Origin of the sequence: Roseomonas rosulenta, from assembly GCF_016106005.1 — a bacterium.
Classification (GTDB): domain Bacteria; phylum Pseudomonadota; class Alphaproteobacteria; order Acetobacterales; family Acetobacteraceae; genus Neoroseomonas; species Neoroseomonas rosulenta.
Genome location: NZ_JACADR010000647.1, coordinates 1 through 584, shown reverse-complemented (window position 1 = coordinate 584; position 584 = coordinate 1). Strand labels below are relative to the sequence as shown.

The 584-nt window shown below is 77.2% G+C and carries 1 pseudogene; it reads right to left on the bottom strand.

The features are described from left to right. Window positions 1–584, bottom strand: a pseudogene (locus tag HW578_RS27450) (lytic transglycosylase domain-containing protein); the annotation flags it as partial.

Sequence of the window (584 nt, the reverse complement as noted above, 5' to 3'; positions counted from 1 at the left end):
TGACTGGGCATCAGATGTGTGCCTTTCCGATCTGCCCAGCGCCAGCGCGCCGAGCTGGCCGTAGAAGGCGACGGGCCATTCCGCCGCCGCCGCGTAGCGCGCGCGCGCGCCGGCTGCATCGCCGCGCGCCGCGAGCGCACGCCCCTGCCAATAGGCGCTGCGCGCGCGGGTGATGACCGACCGGCTGTCCTGGCCCAGCGCCGTGAAGTGCCGTTCGGCCGCCGCCGCGTCATTCAGGCGCCGCAGCGCGATGAAGCCGGCGAGCATCTCGGCCTCCTGCCGCGGCTCGCCCGGCGTGGCCTGGCCATGCGCGGCGGCGGTGCGATAGGCCTCGCGCTCCTGGCCGAGGCGCAGCAGCTTGCGCGCGAGCACCTGGCGTTCCGCCCAGACCGCCCGCGCGGCATCGCCGGCCAGGCCCGACTGCAGCGGCTCGGCGGCGGCCCAGGCGGCGGCGGCCTCGGCGTCGCGGTCCCGCCGGCGCAGTAGGCGGGCATGCTCATAGGCCCAGCCGATGTCGGTGGGGCGGGCGGCCAGCGCGCTGTCGTCGTCGCGCGCCAGCGCCAGGCGGAAATTGGCCGCCGCGG